Origin of the sequence: Paractinoplanes durhamensis, assembly GCF_016862175.1 — a bacterium.
Taxonomy (GTDB): domain Bacteria; phylum Actinomycetota; class Actinomycetes; order Mycobacteriales; family Micromonosporaceae; genus Actinoplanes; species Actinoplanes durhamensis.
Window position 1 is genome coordinate 124104 of record NZ_BOML01000027.1, and the last position, 17213, is coordinate 141316.

The following is a 17213-nucleotide window of genomic DNA, read 5'->3' on the forward strand; positions in this document are numbered from 1 at the left end:
ACTTGGCTTACCCGTACCTATATGGGGTTGATCACGCTGGGGTGTTCCGCTTGAATCGCTCCGGGCGGGACCGATCGAAGACCCCGTGACGAGGACCCGGGACAGGCTACTTCCGCCCTTCTTGGCGCGGGCGTTCGAGCCGCTCATCGCCATCGTGGTGATCGCGCTGCTCGATCTGCGTGGCTGGGCCGGGCCCTCGCCGCTGTGGTTCACGCTGGCGCCGCTGCTTCTGATCATCATCTTCGCTGAGCCGAAGGTCCTGATCTTGCTGAGACGTGGCCCCTGGCGCTCCACCTCGGCGGTCGTCAATGTGGTCCTGTGCGGATGGATCATCTACGCGCTCGGCTGGGGGCCGGTGCTGCCACTTGTCTTCGCCCTGGTCGTCACGTATCAGATACGCAACATCGGCGCCTTCGTGTGGCGGCCGGTCGCGGCCTGGACGATCCTGGTCATCCTGGCGGGGCAGGCCTGCATCGCGCTCGGCTGGATCAACTGTTACCTGCCCGGCGGTCTGGCCCAGGCGGCCGGGTTCCTCGGGCTGGTGCTCACCGCGATGTTCATCCGGGCGATCGGGCAGAGCGCCGAGGAACGCGAGGCCGCCGAGGCGCGGCTGCGCGACCGGGAGGAACGCTTCCGGGTGCTCGTGCAGGACTCGGCCGACGTGCTCAGCGTGCTCGGGCCGGACGGCACCCCGACCTATCTCAGTCCGGCCGTCGAGCGGCTGACCGGCTATCCGGCCGACCACTACGACCAGGACGGCGGCTATCCGCTGCACGTCCACCCGGACGACATCCCGACCGTGGTCGACGCGTTGCAGCGGATCTCGGACGAGCCCGGCGGGATCAGCTATCACGTGCGGGTCAAGCACCGGGACGGCGGCTGGCGGTGGACCGAGATCACGCTGCGCGACTTCCGCGACAAGCCGGCCGTCGGCGGGCTGGTCGCCACCATCCGGGACATCACCGAGCGGCGCGAGATCCAGGACCGGCTCGCCTACGAGGCCCGGCACGACCACCTCACCGGGCTGATGAACCGGTCCGCGTTCCTCGGCGAGGTCGAGCAGATGGCGCAGCCGCCGGCGGTGCTCTTCATCGATCTCGACGGCTTCAAACCGATCAACGACACCCACGGCCACCGGTACGGCGATGCCGTGCTGATCGCCGTGGCCCGGTTGCTGGAAGGTGGCATCTCGGGAGCGGATCTCGCGGGCCGGCTCGGTGGCGACGAGTTCGCCGTCGCGCTCGCCATGCCGGCCACCGCCGACCGCGCCATGTGGGTCGCGGACCGCCTGCTGGCCGCCATGTCGGAACCGATATACGTGGATGGCAGAGTGCTTCGGGTGCAAGCCAGTATCGGAGTCGCGGTTCCTAAACCGGGCACCGGCGTGACCGATCTGTTGCACCAGGCGGACCTGGCGATGTACAGCGCGAAGCGGCGTGGCACGCATGATGCCCAGCTCTACGACCCTGCGGTCGTCGAGGAATCTCTTCAACCGGCACGCAACTGACAGCTGCTGGCAATATTTCTGGGGAAGGGTGCGGACATGGACGTACGCAACGGGATGGGCCTGCGGCCACTTGGCACCTCGGCTGCCGAGTTCGAGCAGGACCTGCTGAGCAACCTCTACTACCGCCGCGGCACCACTGTGGAGTCGGCGAGCACCCAGGACGCGTACGAGACGCTCGCGCTCACCGTTCGTGACCGCCTCGCCGAGCGCCGGGTCCGCACCGCCGCCGCCCACTACGCGGCCAATCCCCGCTGGGTCTACTACCTGTCCGCGGAATACCTGCTGGGCAAGCAGCTCGAACAGAACATGCTCTACTCCGGCACCGACCGGATCGCCCGGGTCGCCATGAAGCAGCTCGGCCTGGACCCGGACGAGGTCGAGGGCCTGGACATCGAGCCCGGCCTCGGCAACGGCGGCCTCGGCCGGCTCGCGGCCTGCCTGCTCGACGCGATGGCCACGCTGGACATTCCGGCGGTCGGCTACGGCATCCGCTACGACCTCGGCATCTTCAAGCAGGCGTTCAAGGACGGCGCCCAGGTCGAGAAGCCGGACGACTGGACCTACCAGGGCAACCCGTGGGAGTTCCCGGCCCCCGACGACCAGCAGACCGTCTTCTTCTACGGCCACACCGAGCGCGACGAGAACGGCCGCACCCAGTGGATCCCGGGCGAGATCGTGCTCGGCGAGCCCAGCCACATGCTGGTCCCCGGGCACGGCACCGACACGGTCAACATCGTCCGGCTGTGGCGCGCCCGCGGCAGCGAGTCGTCGTTCGACCTGTCCCGCTTCTCGGCCGGCCAGTACGCCGAGGCGGTCGACGAGGCCGTGCACGCCGAGAACATCAGCAAGGTCCTCTACCCGGACGACAGCACCGAGCTGGGCCGCGAGCTGCGCCTCAAGCAGCAGTACTTCCTGGTCTCCTGCTCGCTGCGGGACATCATCCGGCGCTTCCGGCTGCGCAACACCGACTGGGCCGAGTTCCCCAAGAAGACCGTCATCCAGCTCAACGACACGCACCCCACCCTCGCCATCCCGGAGCTCATGCGACTCCTGGTCGACGAGGAGGGGCTCGGCTGGGACCTGGCCTGGGCGCTGACCAAGCAGACCTTCGCCTACACCTGCCACACCCTGCTGCCGGAGGCCCTGGAGACCTGGCCGGTGCACATGTTCGAGCGGCTGCTCCCCCGCCACCTGGAAATCGTCTACGAGATCAACGAGCGTTTCCTGGCCGAGGTCCGCGACCGCTTCCCCGGCGACGTCGACCGCCTCCGCCGGATGTCGATCATCCAGGAGGAGCCGGAGCGCCGGGTCCGGATGGCGAACCTCGCCGTCGTCGGCACCCAGGCCGTCAACGGCGTCGCCGAGCTGCACTCCCAGCTGCTCGCCGAGACCACGCTGCGCGACTTCGCCGACCTCTGGCCCACCAAGTTCCACAACGTCACCAACGGCATCTCGCCGCGCCGCTTCATCAAGCTGGCCAACCCGACGCTCTCCTCGCTGATCACCGAGGGCCTCGGCAGCGACGCCTGGATCAACGACCTGGACCAGCTCACCGGCCTCGAACGACTCACCGGCGACGCCGCCTTCCGGGAGAAGTGGCGCGCGGTCAAGCGGGCCAACAAGGTGCGCCTCGGCCTCGGCGACCCCGACTCGCTCACCGACGTGATGATCAAGCGCTTCCACGAATACAAGCGCCAGCAGCTCAATCTGCTGCACATCATCACGCTCTACCAGCGGATCAAGGCAAGCCCCGGGCGTGCGTACGCTCCCCGCACCGTTCTCTTCGCCGGCAAGGCCGCTCCCGCCTACCACGCGGCGAAGCACATCATCCGCCTGATCAACGCGGTGGCGGCCGTGATCGACGCGGACCCGGCCGTCTCCCCGTACCTGAAGGTGGTCTTCCCGCCCAACTACAACGTCACGCTGGGCTCGCTGATCATTCCCGCCGCCGACCTGAGCGAGCAGATCTCGCTGGCCGGCAAGGAGGCATCCGGCACCGGCAACATGAAGCTGGCCCTGAACGGCGCGCTGACCATCGGCACGCTCGACGGCGCCAACATCGAGATCCGGGACCGGGTCGGCGCGGACAACTTCTTCCTGTTCGGCCTGGACACCCCGGCCGCGCTGGAGCTGCGCCATGGCGGTGCATACCAGCCGCGGGCTTTCTACGAGCAGGACGAGGAGCTGCGTTCCGCTTTGGACGCGATCCTCGACGGCAAGTTCCTCGGCGTCGGTCGCGAGGTGGCGGAGTCGTTGCTGGGCCGGGACGAATACCTGACCCTGGCCGACTACCGCTCCTACATCGACTGCCAGGAGCAGGTCGAGAAGGCATGGGCGGACACCGAGCAGTGGACGACGTCGTCCATCCTGAACACCGCTCGCAGCGGCTTTTTCTCCGCCGACCGCACGGTCCGGGATTACGCCGCCGGCATCTGGCACGTAAGCCCGGTGCAGGTCACCCGCTGACCTGTCGTCATTCCTGAGGGCCTGGGCGTTTCGCCCGGGCCCTCAGTGTTTCGCGTTCTTCCCGGCCGAGAAGGATCAGGATGCGCTCGGCGAAGTCGGGGCGCTTGGCTCCGTGTCTCAACAGGAGCGCCTCGGCATTCAGCGCACGGAGCGCCATGACGTAAAGCCCCATCTCGGCGATTCTGATTGCTGCCTCAAGTTCAACCTCCGCCCAGCGACTCGAGTCATTGGAGAGTGCAAGGAAAATCAGATTGGCGAGTTGCCGAGTGTCCTCCGGGTAGCGACCCGGGTCGAGATGGGCAAGCGCACACCGGACGATCGAAAACGGCGCGAGGTCCCGCAGCGTCTTGGCACGGGCATCGTCGTTGCCGATGATCTCGACGATCAAGGACGGAGTGATCTCTACGTCCTGCGCCAACTCTTTGAGGAGCTGGACCGCGATCAACGGGTACTGGGCACACCACCTCGAGGCGGCACGGTAGAAATTCACCCGTTCCGTCAACGGCAGCACGCTCGCGGTCATGATCTGCGTGAACTCGCCGAGCAGACTGTGGAAACCGGCGTGCGGCGAGTCGTGCACGAGGTCACCGGCCGACTCCAAGCCGGCCCGGGCGATCGGGCCCAGGGCATGCTGCTGGAGATCCGATGCGACATCGCAGGTGAAATGGGCCTCCACGCGGAGCATCCGAAGGCGTTCGTCGAACGCGACCACGTTGTCCTGCCCAAGGCTGTCCGCACGAAGCAGCCACGACATGTCTACCGGCGGGATTTCCTCGATGGCATCGCTGTCGAGGGAGAGCGCAACGTCGGCGTAGGAGTCGCGGCGAATTCGATCGACCGACACTTGATCCAGCAATCCGGACCAGCCGGAAGCGGCGTCCTGTGATCGCCACAGCAGGCACATGCTGCGCCAGTCGCCGAAGTCCTGATGCTCATCGTCTTCCCGGCCGCCGAAAAGCCGCGTCACCGTGGTGTCCTCCGCGCAGAGCGCCAAGAGCAGCAGGTTGGAGGTGTAGGCGGCCAGCCGCGACAGGACCGACAGTCGTTTCGGTGCGTATTCGTCGAAGGCCCGCGGCGGCCGGGGCATCGTGGCCGACCGGAAGAGGCGGAACACCAGTTCCGTCCAGTCGGCACGGTCCTCGGCTGGGGCGGCCGCCACGATGCCGCGGAGGAAGTCGACGGTCTGCCTACGGCCGCTGAGCGGGGCGAACGACAACAGGCTGTACAGCAGGTCGTCGTCCACGGCCGCGCCGGACGGGAACGTCGAGGCGCGCTCGCGGGCGATCAGGCTTCGGACGACGCCGCTGATCAGGCGGGCGACCAGGAACTCGCCGAAGGTGGCGTGCAGGAACTCGTAGGTCTCCAGGGCGATGTTGTCCCGCAGCGCCCGGGCCCGGTGCACGAAGAAGAACGATCCGAGCGCCAGCTCGGCCGACCGTAACGGCGCCCGCAGGCCGGACGACGACACCGGTGCGGCGGCCCCGGTCAGGCCGGGCAGGGCCTGCAGGTCGGCCTCCAGCTGCGCCTCAGTGACCCACTGAGTGTCCCGGTTGAACATGGCGAACGCGACCACGCTCAGCTTGCGCAGCTCGTCCTCGACCCGCCGCTCGCGCTCGCGCAACGGCAGGCCCTCGCCGAGCTTGCCGACCTCGCGCCGGGCGAAGCGGGCGAGAAGCTGCTCGTAGAGCTCATCGGTGCGCAGATACCCCGACTTGAGCAGGGCATTCTCCTCGGCGTCGTAGAGCGCGAGCATCAGCAGCAGCAGCGGCTGCCCAGCGAGATGTGGATGCCGCATGACGGTCTCGACGCTCAACGCCCGTTCGGGTCCGGCCGCGAACCGGGCCGCGTTCACCGAGTTCCAGACATCCAGCCAGGCCGCGACCCGTTCCTCGTCGAAGGGTTCGAGACGGACGGCGATCGAACCTTCGGGCGTGCTGGCGCGGTCGGCGACGCTGGTCCGCGTCGTGACGATCACCGCGACCGGCCGGCCCAACTCGGCCTCGCGGCGTTGGAAGGCGACGACCCGGCGCAGGTAGTCGGTCTGGCTGACGCCGGTGGCCTGCAGCAGCTCGTCGAACCCGTCGAGGATCACCACCGGCAGCGCGTCGCCGGCGGACCGGGAGAAGTCGGGCCAGGCGATCCGTTCGCCGGTGTCGGCCCGGATCGCCTGCTCGATCTGGTCCTGCACCTCAGCCGCGGCGTGCACGACCCGAAGCGGGACGAGCACCGGGAGGAAGTCGGTCGCCGGCAGTTGCGCAGCGAGAACCTTCGCCAGCACCGACTTGCCCGAACCCGGCTGGCCGAGGATCAGCAAGGGCTCGGTGGTGGCCGGCGCCGACGTCAGGTGGCCGGTCAGGAACGCCATCAGGTCGTCCCGTAGAGGCTTCGCCTCCCACCAGGCCTCGCTGCTGAGCCGATCCTGATCGCTGACGACATCGGCCCGGAAAAGCTGCGGCAGGAACGCCTCGCCGAGCAGCGGAACCCGCAGCCCGGCGGGCACCTCACCAGACTCGGCGATCGGTCGCTTGAGCGCCGCGGCGTAGCGCAGGGCGAGACCCTTGCGACGGTCGTCCGGCAGGCCACCAGCGGCGATCGCGTCGAGGACCTCACGCATGCCGGCCAGGCCAGTGATGACATCGCGTAGGCGCGCGTGGATCGCGCCCTGCTCACGCATGCCGGCCCAGAAGGCGACCTCCGGAAAGTCGGCGGCGAGCCGGCCGAGCAGGCTGTCGAAGCGGTCGGCCGCCGCCGGGGACAGGGCGCCCAGCATCTCGTCGAACGCCTGCCGGTCGCGGTGGCCAGTGCGCTCCCACACCCGCAGCCCGAGCACAAAATCCGCCAGGCGTATGGCCAGAGTCGTCCGGTAGAAGAGGATCAGACGGGCGCGGAACTCCGCGTGCGGTTCGGCCGGGCCGGGCACCGGTGCATGCCAGCCCAGCGGAGCCTGTTTCGCGCGGCCGAGGGAACGCTGCTCGTCCGCGGTGAGCTCGAGGTCGGGCCAGCGGAACGGCCACTCGGCCTCGGCCATCACCTCGAAGAACGCGGTCACCGCCAGGGCCGCGTGGGCCGCCTGCAAGCGTTCGGTTCGCTCGTAGCGGGACAGCTTCGAGCGCTTCTCGGCCAGGCCGGTGACCAGGCGTTCGGTCACCTTGGACAACTCGGCCTTGGCGTCGAACCAACCCAGGATGTCGCGGAACGGGCCCATCAACGCGAGCAGGCCGACACCCGTGAGGGTGTCGACCAGCTTCACGATCTTGGCAGTGTCGCCGCCCAGGAGCTTGACGGCGTCTTCGTAGCTGACCTCGCGTCCCACCCCGGCAGTATTACGGAGTGGAACAACTCACCGACACCGCGGCGGGGGTGCCGCTTCCGGTGTAGCCGAAGCTGGTGGATGCTCCGGCGGCCAGCGTGCCGTTCCAGCTGACGTTCTTCGCGGTCACGGTGTTTCCGCTGGTGGTGTAGCTCGCACTCCACATCTGACCGATCGTCTCGCCGCCGGTGAAGGTCCACTGGACGGTCCAGCCGGTGATCGCGGTGCTGCCCGCCTTGACGGTGACGTTCGACTGGAAGCCGCCGTTCCACGAACCGGTGACGGCCGACGTCGCGGTGCACGCGCCGGTGGCCGGCGGGGTGGTGGTGACCGACGGGCTCGGGTTCGGCGACGAAGTCGTCGTCTGCGGCGTCGGGGACGTGGTGGAGACACCGCCGTCGCTGGTCGAGTAGGACGCCGTGGTCCAGGCCTGCGAGCACTGGGTGCCGCAGACCGTCGGCAGCGCGAAGTTGTAGACCCGGCCGTTGTTGATCAGCTGGTTGTTGACGTCGCGGACCCGGATCTGGAAGCTCGACGAACCCGAGGCCGTGCCGCCGATGACGTACGACTGTCCCATGTCGCCGTTCATCTTGGCGGTGACCCAGCTGCCGCCCTGCAGGTATTCCACGCCGTGGATGCCGTTGGCCAGGTGCGACACGGCGATGGCCGGCCAGTAGACCTGCGCCCCCTGCAGGAACCCGATCTTGATGTCCCCGCTGTAGGCCGGCGGCGCGACATACTCCCAGCTCACGTGGCGGTTGTTCCAGTGGTCCGGGAGGAGGTCGGACGCGAATTTGCTGAGCGACGGCTTGGACAGGTCGAGGTGGTTCGGGTCGTCGCGGCACCACGCGTTGGTGTCGCCGCAGCTGTCCGCGACGATCATGGTGAGCGTCTTGCCGTTGTAGGCGTCGGCGACCCATGAGCCGTTGCGGCAGAACGCCTGGTTCTGCGCGCCGTCGTTGACCCCGGTGCAGTAGTCGCCGAGCGTCACCTGCACGTACCGTCCGCAGTTGAGGCCGTTGTTCCAGGCCCCGACCTTGGTCGCGTCGGTGACCGGCCGCGGGTAGAAGTTGTAGTCGCCCGGGGTGTTGTAGACGTTGAGGGCGACGAAGTCCTGCGTGTCCAGCTCGGCCTGCGGGATGCCGCACCCGCCGTACGGGGAGCCGAGCGCGTCGAAGTAGGTGGCGTTGCCGACGACCGGGTCGGCGTGGGCGCTGGGCAGCGCGACCACCAGCAGGAAGAGGGCGGCGACGGCGGCGACCGCCGCGGCCAGCCAGGGACGGATGCGGGAGGCCATGACGGGTTCTCCTTCGGACGGATCAGCGAATTGGGAGCGCTCCCATCGCTGGCCATCGATGATAGACCCGCCGCACGGCAAAGAACTAGAAGGTCGGCTCCCACGGGCCGTCGACGACCGTCGCCTCGTCGTCCGAGGAGACCGGCCACGGCGGGATCGTCGCGGCGACGATCTCCAGGGCCTCGAACGCGCCCGCCCGGAACTGGAACTCGGTGCCGAGCGGGATCGTCAGGCAGAGACCGGGCCGCAGCTCGACGGTCTCGGCCACATCGTGGTGCCGGCGCCACATCGTCCCGGTGCCGCCCACGACGTACCAAATCTCCTGGACCGTGGCGTGCACGACGGCCTTGGCCACCTCGCCGGCCGAAAGCCGGAAATGGGCGAAGCTCCCCGCTCCGGGGAGCACGCACAGCGGGCGCACCTCGGAGCCGTCCGGCGCGGTCACCACCGGTGCCGCGCCGAGCGCCACGGTCTCGAACGGCTCGATCAAGCGGCCGCCCCGCGCAGGATCGCGTCGATCAGGGCCTCGACGAAGCCCTCCTCGGCGACGTTCGGGTTCCAGTTCAGCATGCTCTGCATCATGCCCGGGCCCTGGATCATCAGCAGGGTGAGCTCGACGTCGAGGTCGGCCCGCAGCTCGCCGGTCTCGATCCCGCGCCGCAGCACCGCGCGCATCACGTCCCGGCGGGGCTCGATGACCGCCTGGTACATGTGGTTGAGATCGCCGTCCTTGATGAATTCGGGCAGCAGGCAGACGGTGGCCTTGCTGTAGCGGTGGGCCCGGCCGGACCGGTTGGCCTTCACCAGCATGATCAGGTCGTCCCGGACCGACTCGCCGACCGGCACCGGCAGCGCGCCCTTCATGGCCGCGACCGCGTCGATGATCAGCGCTTCCTTGTTGGGCCACCGCCGGTAGATGGTGGCCTTGCCGACGCCGGCCTTGGCCGCGACCGCCTCGATCGAGATGGCCGCGACGCTCTGGCCGGAGCTGAGCATCTCGAGCACGGCATCCAGGATGGCCTCGTCGGCCTGCGCGTTGCGGGGCCGGCCAGGAGCTTTGCGCTCCTGGCCGGTACCACTCTCGTTCACTGCCGTGTGCATGGGATTCATTGTTACGTAAGGGTTAGGCCTCGACCAGTTCCACGCCCTGCTCCTCGGCCAGGCCTTCGGCCGAGGTGGGGGCGGGAGCGGTCGCCGGGCGCTTGCCGGGGAGCCAGACCAGGGCGACGACCGCGCCGAGCAGTGCGAAGACCACACTGCCGATCGCGGCGGAGTGCATCGCCGTGAGGAAGGCATCGTTGGCGCCGGTGAGCAGCGCCGGAGCCGCGGTACCGGCCTGCTCGGCCACGCCGTACGCCCCGGAGATGGACTCCTTGGCGGCGTCCGCCGCCGCCTGCGGCAGGCCGTCGGTGGCCGAGCCCAGGTTGTCGCGGTAGACCGAGGACAGGATCGCGCCGAGCACCGCCACGCCCAGGGCCCCGCCGAGCTGGCGGATCGTGTTGCTGACCGCCGAACCGACGCCGGCCTTCTCGCGGGGCAGCGCTGCCATGATCGATTCGGTGGCGGACGGCATCACGTTCGCCATGCCGACGCCCATCACGAAGAACGCCGCACCGACGATCCAGATCGGGGTGTCCGCGCCGATGAACGGCCAGGCCGCCAGGCCGAGCGCGACCAGGAGCAGGCCGACCGTGCTGACCATCTTCGGGCCGAACCGCTTGACCATAGCGGCACTACGCGGGGCGAAGACCATCTGAGCGACCGCGAACGGGACGAACAGCGCGCCGGACGCGAGCGGACCGTAGCCACGGACCAGCTGCAGGTAGAACGCGCCGAAGAACATCGCGCCCATGGCCCCGAAGAAGACCAGGCCGATCACGCCGGTCGAGGCGGAGAACTGCTTGTTGGCGAAGAGCTTGACGTCCAGCGACGGCATCGCGACCCGCCGCTCCCAGAGGATGAAGGCGGTGAGCACGACGACCGAGCCGGCCAGGGTGGTCCAGGCCAGGGTGTCGCCGAAGCCGTCCTCGCCGCCCTTGATCACGCCGTAGGTGAGCAGTGACAGGCCGATGATCGAGAGGATCACGCCGAGGAAGTCGATGCGGCCGGGCTTCGGGTCGCGCGACTCGGGCACCAGCACCGAGACCAGGACGACGCCGGCGATCACGATCGGGACGTTGATCAGGAAGACCGAGCCCCACCAGAAGTTCTCGAGCAGCAGGCCGCCGACGATCGGGCCGATGGCCACGCCGAGGCCGACCGCGCCGGCCCACACGCCGATGGCGCGGCCGCGCTCCTGCGGGGAGAAGACGTTGGCGATGATCGACAGGGTGGCCGGCATGACGGCCGCGGCGCCGAGACCCATCAGGGCGCGGGCGGCGATCAGCTGGGAGGCACTGTCCGCGTACGCGGAGACCAGCGACGCGATGCCGAAGAGCACCAGGCCGGTGGTCAGCGTGATCCGCCGGCCGAGCCGGTCGGCGAGGATGCCGGCGGTGAAGAGCAGGCCGGCGAAGACCAGCGTGTACGAGTTGATGGCCCACTCGAGCTCGCTCTGGGTGGCGCCAAGACCGTGCTCCGGGTCGGCGATGGTGCGCAGCGCGACGTTGAGCACCGTGTTGTCGAGCACGACCACCAGGAGGCTGATGACCAGCACTCCGAGGATCGCCCAGCGGCGGGGGTGCCCGGCCTGGGTGGTGGCGGGAGTTGCCATGTAACTTCCCCGTTCATTTTCGAAACGAGACTGTTCCGTATTCGTCAGGGACTTTAGTCCCTCCCGCCGATGAAACGGAACGTCTCCGTATCGGAATGTGCCCGGCGTCACGCCGCCGGCGGCCGGGCGTCACGCCGCAACCGATCCGCTACCGGCCGGGTCCTGCTCTACCGCCGCCGCCGACCGAAACTTCACACGTGCTGAAACGATGGCAGAGCTGGATCCCCGCCGGGGGCGGGCTCCGAGACGAGGACTGGGCACGCCGTCACCGGCTGCTGACCCTGCTGCTCGCCGCGTGCGTGGGCGGCCTGACCATATTCGGAGCGTTCCGGCACGCCCTGGCCAGCCCCTGGCTGATCTCGGTGCTGCTGGTACTGCCATGCGTGGTGGCGGCGGCCCGGGTGCGCAACCGCCGGTTCGCGTCGGTCGCGGTCGCGTTCGGCTTCGTCGTCGTCTGCGCCGGCTTCGTCGCCATGTGCGACGGGCTCACCGAGGCACACTTCTCGTTCTTCATCGCCGTGGCCGCCCTCGCGCTCTACCGCGACTGGGCGCCGTTCGGCATGTTCCTGGTGGCGACCACGCTCGACCACGCCATCCTCGGCACCCTGGTGCACACGAGCACGTTCGACCACCACGGCGACCACGTGAACCCGTTCGTCTGGGCCGCCCTGCACGGCGGCGCGGTGCTGCTGGCGGCCGGCTTCCAGCTGGCCCAGTGGGCGCTGACCGAGGACGAGGAGCGGCGCGCCCAGGAAAACCTGGACGACCGCGAGGCGCAGCTGTCGGTCGCGTTCGACGAGACGCCGGTGCCGATGGTGATGTTCTCGCCGACCGGTGAGCTGCTCCGGATGAACACCGCCTACCGGAAGTGGCTCCGCCTGCCGGACGAGCTGCCGGCCGGGTTCGGCGTCGCCGATCTACCGATCACCCCGATCGACAACACCATGGACGGGCTGTTCGACAACCTGGCCGCCAAGAGCACGCACAACGCGATCCGGCAGTACCGCCGCAACGACACCGGCGAGACCCTCTGGGCCGAGGCGCACAGCACCTCGCTCTTCGACAAGGACGGCCGGCTCAAGCTGATCTTCATCCACTGCCAGGACGTCACCGAGTCCCGGCGCCAGCAGGAGGAGCTGCACCACCAGGTCCGGCACGACTCGCTGACCGGGCTGCTGTCCCGCTCGGCGTTCGAGGGCGACCTGCAGGCGTTGCTGAGCGCTAACGCCGACGGCGCCGCCATGCTCTACCTGGACGTCGACCGCTTCAAGTCGATCAACGACGGCTCCGGCCACTCGGCCGGCGACAGCGTGCTCAAGGCCATCTCGGCCCGCCTCACCGCGCTGGCCCCGGCCGGCGCACTGATCGCCCGCTTCGGCGGCGACGAGTTCGTGGTGGCGGTCCCGGGCGGCCCGGAGGTCGGCGTGCCGACCGGCGAGGCCATCCTGGCCGCGTTCGGCGAGCCGCTGCCGGTCGAGGACAACATGCTGACCGTCTCGCTGAGCATCGGCTTGGCGATGGCCCGCGACGCCGACCAGGCCGAGGACTCGGTACTCGCCGCCGACACGGCCATGTACTCGGCCAAGCGGTCCGGCGGCAACCGGATGAAGATCTTCAACGAGCAGATGCGCGTCTCCGTGCAGGAGCGGATCGCCGGCGAGAAGCTGCTGCGCGAGGCTCTGGCCGGCAACCGCGAGGAGACCCTGCCGGTCTGGTTCCAGCCGATCGTGCGGGCCGAGAACGGCGAGATCGTCGGCGCCGAGGCCCTCATCCGGATGCGGGCCGCGGACGGCTCGATCATCGGGCCGAACCAGTTCATCCCGGCCGCCGAGGAGACCGGCATGATCGTGCCGCTCGGCGAGCACGTGCTGATCATGGCGTTGCGCCACCTGGTGGAGTGGCGCCACGACATCGGCTACATCTCGGTCAACGTCAGCCCGCGCCAGCTCGCCGAGCCGGACTTCGTGCCGCTGCTCGCCGACCTGCTCGCCGCCAACCCGGAGATCGACCCGAAGCGCCTGGTCCTGGAGATCACCGAGACGGCCCTGCTGGGCTCCTCGCTCGACGTCCGGGAACGCCTGGAGACGATCAAGAGCCTGGGCGTACGGATCGCCCTCGACGACTTCGGCACCGGCTACAGCTCGCTCACCTGGCTGCAGAACATCCCGGCCGACGTGGTCAAGCTGGACCGCTCGTTCGTGGCCGGGTTGTCCTCGGACGCCCGCAAGTCGTCGATCATCCAGGCCGTGCTGTGGCTGGCCAAGTCGCTCGGCATGTCGGCGGTGGCCGAGGGGGTCGAGGAGGAGGCCGACCAGCACGCGCTGCACGCGGCCGGCTGCGAGCTGCTGCAGGGCTACCTGTTCGGCAAGCCGATGCCGCCGGTCGAGTTCGGCGAGCGGGTTCAGCGCTCCAGTATGGCGACCACGCCCTGACCGCCGGCCGCGCAGACGGAGATCAGGCCGCGGCCCGAGCCCTTCTGCGCGAGCAGTTTGGCCAGGGTCGCGACGATCCGGCCGCCGGTGGCCGCGAACGGGTGCCCGGCGGCCAGCGACGAGCCGTTGACGTTGAGCTTGGCCCGGTCGATCGAGCCGAGCGGCGCGTCCAGCCCGAGCTTGGACTTGCAGAACTCGGGTGACTCCCAGGCGGCCAGGGTGGCCAGGACCTGCGAGGCGAACGCCTCGTGGATCTCGTAGAAGTCGAAGTCCTGCAGGGTGAGCCCGTTGCGGGCGAGCAGCCGCGGCACCGCGTAGGCCGGGGCCATCAGCAGCCCCTCCTCGCCGTGCACGAAGTCGACCGCGGCGTCCTCGCCGTCCACAAAATAGGCCTGCACCGGCACGTTGTGCGCGGTCGCCCATTCCTCGCTCGACAGCAGCACGGTCGAGGCGCCGTCGGTGAGCGGCGACGAGTTGCCCGCGGTCATCGTCGCGTCCTCTTTACCGAAGACCGGCTTGAGCTTCGCCAGTTTCTCCAGGGTGGTGTCGGCCCGCAGGTTCTGGTCCCGGGTCAGCCCCAGGAAAGGCGTCACAAGATCATCAAAGAAGCCGCTTTCGTACGCCGCGGCAAGCTTCTGATGCGACGCGAGCGCGAGCGCGTCCTGGTCCTCGCGGGTGACCTGCCACTGCAGCGCGGTGATCGCCGCGTGGTCGCCCATCGACAGCCCGGTGCGCGGCTCGGCGTTGCGCGGGACGGCCGGCATGAACGCCTGCTGCGGCCGGATCTTCGCGGCCGCCTTGAGCCGGTCGCCCAGCGTGCGGGCCCGGTTGAGGGCCAGCAGCGCCCGCCGCATGTCCTCGTTGACCTGCAAGGGCGCGTCCGACGTGGTGTCCACGCCACCGGCCACGCCCGCGTCGATCTGGCCCAGCGCGATCTTGTTGGCGACCAGGATCGCCGCCTCCAGGCCGGTGCCGCACGCCTGCTGGATGTCGTAGGCCGGGGTGCGCGGGTCGAGCCGGGAACCGAGCACCGTCTCGCGGGTCAGGTTGAAGTCGCGCGAATGCTTCAGGACGGCCCCGGCGACCACCTCACCGAGCCGCTCCCCCGCCAGGCCGAAGCGGGCCACCAGGCCGTCCAGGGCAGCGGTGAGCATGTCCTGGTTCGATGCCTCGGCGTACTTCGAGTTGGAGCGGGCGAACGGGATGCGGTTACCCCCCAGGACGGCGACGCGACGCACGTTCGGCACTGCATTCCTCCAACGTCTGGCGATATAGCTACTCGTGAGTAGGCTACGCCCATGGGTGACAGGTACGCGAACTTCGCAAACTCCGGATTGGGCCGTGGCGTCGTCAAGCGGCTCGGGCTGCCCGACCCGCCGCGACTGCGTCGCTACCAGCCCGGCGACCCGCTCACCGACGGGCCGGTGCTGCTCGGCGCGGCCCCCGGCGGCCGGCTGGCCGACCCGCTCGGCAAGCTGCTCTCCGCGGTCGGTGTCGAGGTGGCCGAGACCGTCGGCGACGGCGACCGCTACGGCGCGCTCGTCTTCGACGCCACCGGGATCACCGACTCGACCGGGCTGCGCGCGCTCTACGACTTCTTCCACCCGGCCGCCCGCAGCGGCCGCGGTTCCGGCCGGGTCGTCGTGCTCGGCACCCCGCCGGAAGCCGCGGCGAGCCCGCGTGAGGCCACCGCGCAGCGCGCCCTCGAAGGACTCACCCGCAGCATCGGCAAGGAGTTCGGGCGCGGCATCACCAGCCAGCTCGTCTACGTCGAGCCCGGCGGCGAGAGCGCCGTCGAGTCGACCGTGCGCTTCCTGCTCAGCGGCCGCTCGGCCTACGTGTCCGGGCAGGTCATCCGGGTCGGCTCCGGCGTCACGCCCACGCCGGCCGACTGGGACCGGCCGCTCGAGGGCAAGACCGCGCTGGTCACCGGCGCGGCCCGGGGCATCGGCGCGGCCATCGCCCGGGTCCTCGCCCGCGACGGCGCCGAGGTGATCGCCCTCGACGTGCCCGGCGCCGGCGACGCCCTCGCGACGGTCGCCAACGACGTGCGCGGCCGGGCCCTGCAGCTCGACCTCACCGCCGCCGACGCACCGGCCCGGCTGGCCGACCGGCTCGTCGGCCTCGACATCATCGTGCACAACGCCGGCATCACCCGGGACAAGACGATCGCCCGGATGGACGAGAGCCGCTGGGACTCGGTGATCGACGTCAACCTGTCCAGCCAGGAGCGGATCAACGACCTGCTGCTGGAGCGCGGCCTGCTCAACGCGGGCGGCCGGATCGTCGGGGTCGCCTCGATCGCCGGCATCGCCGGAAACCGCGGGCAGACCAACTACGCCACCAGCAAGGCCGGCGTGATCGGGCTGGTCCAGTCGATGGCGCCGGTGCTCGCCAAGAAGGGCATCACGATCAACGCGGTGGCGCCCGGCTTCATCGAGACGGCGATGACCGCGAAGATGCCGCTGTTCCTGCGCGAGGGCGGGCGGCGGATGAACAGCATGTCGCAGGGTGGCCTGCCGGTGGACGTCGCCGAGACGATCTCCTGGTTCGCGTCGCCGGGGTCGGCCACCATCACCGGCAACGTGGTGCGGGTCTGCGGGCAGAGCCTGCTGGGCGCCTGATGGCCGTCGTCGAGGTCACTTCTGAACCCTCGGGGCTCTATCTCCGGGCCGCACTCGGTCTGTTGCCGTCACGGCGCCCGGCGACCCTTCCGGATTCCGTTTTACAACGCCGCGGAGTGACGGTCGACCGGGACCATCTCGCCCGCTACAACCGGGTCTGCGAGTTCCGGCTCGGCGACACGCTGCCGCCGACCTATCCGCACATCCTGGCGTTCCCGCTCGCCATGCGGCTGATGTCCGGGCGGGACTTCCCGTTTCCGGTGGTCGGGATCGTGCACATCGCCAACCGGATCACGGTGCACCGGGCGATCGATGCCGGCGAGGCGCTCAACCTCACCGTACGGTGCGAAAATCTGCGCCCGCACGAGCGCGGGCAGCAGTTCGACGTCGTCGCGGAGGCGGCGAGCGACGGTGTTCCGGTGTGGCGCGGTGTGTCCGCGTACCTCTCGAAAACCGCAACCAAGAGCGACGGGCACGGTAAGCGTGACCATCCGCTTCCGCCGGCCCCGACCGCGCGCTGGCGGGTGCCGGCGGGCATCGGTGGCGAGTATGCGGAGGTGTCCGGGGACCGGAATCCGATTCACACCTCGCGGGTCGGGGCGCGGGTGTTCGGCTTTCCCCGGCCGATCGCGCACGGCATGTGGAGCAAGGCGCGCAGCCTCGCCGCGCTGGAGGGGCGACTGCCCGCGGAATACACCGTGGACGTCGCGTTCAAGCAGCCCATTCTGCTGCCGTCGACGGTCGGTTTCCACGCCGCCGACACCGGCGACGGCGGCTGGGAATTCCGGGTCGACGGGACGAAGCCGCATCTTGCGGGCGTGGTTACGCCACCGTAACGTTACCGGCGAGTAAATTTTGTTTCCG

Annotated in this window: 11 protein-coding genes; 5 read left to right on the top strand and 6 right to left on the bottom strand. The window is 69.5% G+C overall.

Annotated elements, in window-relative coordinates; all coding sequences use genetic code 11:
- Positions 1 to 121 precede the first annotated feature (121 nt).
- Positions 122 to 1507, top strand: a complete 1386-nt coding sequence (locus Adu01nite_RS16280; protein ID WP_203727702.1) for a diguanylate cyclase domain-containing protein — start codon at positions 122 to 124, stop codon at positions 1505 to 1507.
- Positions 1508 to 1543: 36 nt separating this feature from the next.
- A complete protein-coding gene (locus Adu01nite_RS16285; protein ID WP_203727703.1) occupies positions 1544 to 3973 on the top strand; it encodes a glycogen/starch/alpha-glucan phosphorylase in 2430 nt (809 codons plus the stop codon).
- A gap of 7 nt (positions 3974 to 3980) precedes the next feature.
- Here the strand turns inward: Adu01nite_RS16285 and Adu01nite_RS16290 are convergent, their stop codons facing one another.
- From Adu01nite_RS16290 to Adu01nite_RS16310, 5 genes are all read right to left on the bottom strand, one after another.
- Complete coding sequence (locus Adu01nite_RS16290) at positions 3981 to 7286, bottom strand: NACHT domain-containing protein (protein WP_203727704.1); 3306 nt, start codon at positions 7284 to 7286, stop codon at positions 3981 to 3983.
- A gap of 10 nt (positions 7287 to 7296) precedes the next feature.
- The gene (locus tag Adu01nite_RS16295; RefSeq protein WP_203727705.1) at positions 7297 to 8580 is read right to left on the bottom strand and encodes a cellulose binding domain-containing protein; all 1284 of its coding nucleotides are present in this window, start codon (positions 8578 to 8580) and stop codon (positions 7297 to 7299) included.
- 85 nt (positions 8581 to 8665) lie between these two features.
- Complete coding sequence (locus Adu01nite_RS16300) at positions 8666 to 9070, bottom strand: cupin domain-containing protein (protein WP_203727706.1); 405 nt, start codon at positions 9068 to 9070, stop codon at positions 8666 to 8668.
- On the bottom strand, positions 9067 to 9681 hold the full coding sequence (locus Adu01nite_RS16305) for a TetR/AcrR family transcriptional regulator (protein ID WP_307836636.1): 615 nt from the start codon (positions 9679 to 9681) through the stop codon (positions 9067 to 9069). Before Adu01nite_RS16305 ends, Adu01nite_RS16300 begins: the two co-directional genes overlap by 4 nt.
- Before the next feature lie 22 nt (positions 9682 to 9703).
- Complete coding sequence (locus tag Adu01nite_RS16310) at positions 9704 to 11293, bottom strand: MFS transporter (RefSeq protein WP_203727708.1); 1590 nt, start codon at positions 11291 to 11293, stop codon at positions 9704 to 9706.
- Positions 11294 to 11490: 197 nt separating this feature from the next.
- Here Adu01nite_RS16310 and Adu01nite_RS16315 point away from each other — a divergent pair, with 197 nt between their 5' ends.
- Positions 11491 to 13725, top strand: a complete 2235-nt coding sequence (locus Adu01nite_RS16315; protein WP_239132454.1) for a putative bifunctional diguanylate cyclase/phosphodiesterase — start codon at positions 11491 to 11493, stop codon at positions 13723 to 13725.
- Here Adu01nite_RS16315 and Adu01nite_RS16320 read toward each other — a convergent pair.
- Positions 13695 to 14972 (bottom strand): acetyl-CoA C-acetyltransferase, encoded by a 1278-nt coding sequence (locus tag Adu01nite_RS16320; RefSeq protein ID WP_203727710.1) that lies wholly within the window; start codon positions 14970 to 14972, stop codon positions 13695 to 13697. The two genes, Adu01nite_RS16315 and Adu01nite_RS16320, sit on opposite strands and share 31 nt — an antisense overlap.
- A gap of 51 nt (positions 14973 to 15023) precedes the next feature.
- Here Adu01nite_RS16320 and Adu01nite_RS16325 point away from each other — a divergent pair, with 51 nt between their 5' ends.
- Both Adu01nite_RS16325 and Adu01nite_RS16330 read left to right on the top strand, forming a co-directional pair.
- Positions 15024 to 16349: a 3-oxoacyl-ACP reductase gene (locus tag Adu01nite_RS16325; RefSeq protein WP_203727711.1), complete on the top strand. Its 1326-nt coding sequence runs from the start codon at positions 15024 to 15026 to the stop codon at positions 16347 to 16349.
- Positions 16350 to 16465: 116 nt separating this feature from the next.
- Complete coding sequence (locus Adu01nite_RS16330) at positions 16466 to 17185, top strand: MaoC/PaaZ C-terminal domain-containing protein (RefSeq protein WP_239132455.1); 720 nt, start codon at positions 16466 to 16468, stop codon at positions 17183 to 17185.
- The last annotated feature ends 28 nt before the right edge of the window (positions 17186 to 17213 follow it).